The organism is Mycobacterium sp. TH-M11, assembly GCF_057473725.1.
Genome location: NZ_JBYCLD010000045.1, coordinates 1 through 3,139 on the forward strand (window position 1 = coordinate 1; position 3,139 = coordinate 3,139).

The 3,139-nt window shown below is 67.9% G+C and carries 3 protein-coding genes; 2 read left to right on the top strand and 1 reads right to left on the bottom strand.

From position 1 onward, the window contains the following. The coding region (locus tag AC2VOG_RS01770; protein ID WP_486938199.1) for an MBL fold metallo-hydrolase at nt 1–620 on the bottom strand (620 nt) is incomplete at its 3' end. Between the two features lie 46 nt (nt 621–666). On the opposite strand from AC2VOG_RS01770, the gene fgd reads away from it, so the two are divergent. Continuing rightward, on the top strand, nt 667–1,677 hold the full coding sequence (gene fgd, locus AC2VOG_RS01775; protein ID WP_486938200.1) for a glucose-6-phosphate dehydrogenase (coenzyme-F420): 1,011 nt from the start codon (nt 667–669) through the stop codon (nt 1,675–1,677). 8 nt (nt 1,678–1,685) lie between these two features. Then, nucleotides 1,686–3,139: phosphate acetyltransferase (gene pta / locus AC2VOG_RS01780; protein ID WP_486938201.1), on the top strand; the 1,454-nt coding region annotated here is incomplete at its 3' end.

A 3,139-nucleotide genomic window follows, 5' to 3' on the forward strand; every position in this document is an offset into this window, starting at 1 on the left:
CAGCCATCCTGGTCGTGGCTGAACAGCGCGGGCAGCAGCTGCGGGCCGCTCGCGGCCAGCAGCGGATGTCCGGTGACCAGCGCGTCGCCGCTGACCAGCACGCCGTCGACGACATACGAGCAGTGGCCGCCGGTGTGGCCGGGGGTGGGAATGGGCATCGGGTTGCCGGGCAACCCCGCGGCCACCTCGGCGGTCAACGGCCGCGCGGTCGGGATGCCCGCGCGGCTCAGCCCGCCGTCGCGCACCAGGTGCGCGGTCCACAGCGCCCACCGCGGGCGCCACAGGTGCAGCGCGACATCGATCGGCGACGCCTGCTCCAGGTATTCCCGCTTGGCGTGGCCGACTTCGTCGGCGTGGCAGTAGACGGGCGTGCCGTGGGCCTCGGCGAACCAGACCGCCGAGCCCAGATGATCGACGTGGGCATGCGTGAGCAGGATCGCGCGCACATCGCCGGGCTGGTATCCCAGCCGGTGCAGCGACGCCAGCACGTCGTCGCGGTCCCCCGGATACCCGGCGTCGATGAGCATGACTCCACGTTCATCGGTGACCAGCGTCCAGTTGACCGCCCGACCCTGGGCGAGGTGCACATGTTCGGTGACGGCTTTCACTACGGGCGCCATATCCCGGAGTCTAGGTCGGTCTTGCGGAGGGAGTAGAAACGACAGCGTGGCTGAACTCAAACTCGGATACAAGGCGTCGGCGGAGCAGTTCGCGCCACGGGAACTGGTCGAGCTGGCGGTCGCCGCCGAAGCGCACGGCATGGACAGCGCCACGGTCAGCGACCACTTCCAGCCCTGGCGCCACAAGGGCGGGCATGCGCCGTTCTCGCTGGCCTGGATGACCGCGGTCGGTGAGCGCACCCAGCGGTTGCAGCTCGGCACGTCGGTGCTGACCCCGACCTTCCGGTACAACCCGGCCGTCATCGCCCAGGCGTTCGCGACCATGGCGTGTCTGTACCCCGACCGGATTTTTCTGGGCATCGGCACCGGCGAGGCGCTCAACGAGATCGCGACCGGCTACGAGGGGCAGTGGCCGGAATTCAAGGAGCGTTACGCGCGCCTTCGCGAGTCGGTGCGGCTGATGCGCGAATTGTGGCTCGGCGACCGGGTCGACTTCGACGGGGAGTACTACAAGACCAAGGGCGCCTCGATCTATGACGTGCCCGACGGCGGAGTGCCGATCTACATCGCCGCGGGCGGCCCGCAGGTGGCCAAGTACGCCGGCCGTGCGGGCGACGGCTTCATCTGCACCTCCGGCAAAGGCGAAGAGCTGTACAAGGACAAGCTGATTCCCGCGATGCGTGAGGGTGCCGAGGCCGCCGGGAAAAACGCGCAAGACGTCGACCGGATGATCGAGATCAAGATCTCCTACGACCCGGATCCCAAGCTGGCGCTGGAGAACACCCGCTTCTGGGCGCCACTGTCGCTGACCGCCGAGCAGAAGCACAGCATCGACGACCCGATCGAGATGGAGGAGGCCGCCGATGCGCTGCCGATCGAACAGGTCGCCAAGCGCTGGATCGTGGCGTCGGATCCCGACGAGGCCGTCGCGAAAGTCAAGGACTACGTGGATTGGGGTCTCAACCACCTGGTCTTCCACGACCCCCGACACGACCAGCGCCGCTTCCTGGAGCTGTTTCAGCGAGATCTTGAGCCCCGGCTGCGGCGGCTGGGCTGACGCACAGCGTGCCTGCAGGTATCTACATCGCGGCGCCGGAAGGCGACACCGGTAAGTCGACGATCGCGCTGGGCATCCTGCACCGGCTGGCTTCGACGGTGGCCCGGGTCGGCGTCTTCCGGCCGATCGCCCGCGCGGACGAAGACCGCGACCACATCGTGGATCTGCTGCTGGCCCACGCCACCGCGAAACTGCCCTACGAGCGCTGCATCGGGGTCACCTACCAGCAGTTGCACGACGATCGCGACGCCGCCATCGACGACATCGTCGAGCGCTATCATGCGGTGGCCGCTCAGTGCGACGCTGTCGTCATCGTCGGCAGCGACTATTCGGATGTGGCGAGCCCCGCCGAGCTGGGCGTCAACGCCCGCATCGCGGTCAATCTCGGCGCCCCGGTGGTGCTGGCGGTGCGGGCCAAAGACCGTACTGTCGCCCAAGTTGCCCACGCCGTCGGCGTGTGCCTCGCCGAACTGGATGCGCAGCATGCACACACCGCGGCCGTGATCGCCAATCGTTGCGAGGCAACACAATTGGCCGCTATCGTCGATGCGCTGCGGCGATTCGCGCCGAAGGCGTATGCCGTGCCCGACGATCCGCTGCTGGTGGCGCCGACGGTCGCCGACTTGGCGGCCGCGGTCAACGGGACGCTGCTCAGCGGTGACACCGCGCTGCTGAGCCGTGAGGCGACGGGCGTGGTGGTCGCCGGTATGACGGCCGACCATGTGCTGGAGCGGCTCGGCGAAGGCGTGGCAGTGGTCACGCCCGGCGATCGCTCGGACGTGGTGCTGGCGGTGGCCAGTGCGCATGCCGCCGAAGGGTTTCCGTCGTTGTCGTGCATCATCCTCAACGGTGGCTTCGACTTGCATCGTGCGGTGGCGGCGCTGGTGGCCGGTCTGCGGCTGCGGTTGCCGATCATCGCCACCGCATTGGGCACTTTCGATACGGCCAGCGCTGTCGGCTCGGCCCGGGGCCGGGTCACCGCGACGTCGCAGCGCAAAGTCGACACCGCATTGCAGCTGATCGAGAGCCACGTCGACCTCGCGGACCTGTTGGCGCAGTTGGCGATCCCGATCCCCAAGGTGACCACGCCGCAGATGTTCACCTACCAGCTGCGCGAGCAGGCCCGGTCGGATCGCAAACGCATCGTGCTGCCCGAGGGCGACGACGATCGCATCGTGAAATCCGCCGGCCGGGTGTTGCAGCGAGGTATCGCCGAGGTGACCATTCTCGGCGACGAGAGTCAGATCCGTTCTCGGGCAGCCGAACTCGGTGTTGATCTGGACCAGGCGACACTGTATGACCCGCGTACCAGCGACTTGTGTGACCAGTTCGCCGAGCAATACGCGCAACTGCGCGCGCACAAGGGCGTCACCGTCGAGCAGGCCCGCGAGATCATCGCCGACGTGTCGTATTTCGGCACCATGCTGGTGCACAACGGCCTCGTCGACGGCATGGTGTCCGG